Source organism: Psychromonas arctica, assembly GCF_038155225.1.
Taxonomy (GTDB): domain Bacteria; phylum Pseudomonadota; class Gammaproteobacteria; order Enterobacterales; family Psychromonadaceae; genus Psychromonas; species Psychromonas arctica_B.
The window spans coordinates 1-224 of sequence record NZ_JBAKBA010000259.1 but is presented as its reverse complement, the minus strand read 5'-3'; the positions used below and the strand labels follow the sequence as shown (position 1 = coordinate 224).

Genomic DNA, 224 nt, shown 5'->3' with positions numbered 1-224 from the left:
TATTCTGCTTTGGTTGGTGCTGGTGTTATCGATTTTAAAGATGCATTAAAATTAGTAGAGCTTGGTGGGCAACTAAAGCAACAAGCTGTTCCTGCTGGTGTTGGCGCTATGTATGCGTTTATTGGTCTAGGTGATGCTGAAATTAAAGCTGCATGCGTTCAAGCTGCACAAGGTGAAGTAGTTTCTCCTGTTAACTTTAACTCGCCTGGTCAAGTGGTTATCTC

General features: G+C 42.4%; 1 protein-coding gene. It reads left to right on the top strand.

Annotation, left to right across the window (positions count from 1 at the left end; genetic code table 11):
* Positions 1–224: ACP S-malonyltransferase (locus V6255_RS18485; protein ID WP_425355956.1), on the top strand; the 224-nt coding region annotated here is incomplete at both ends.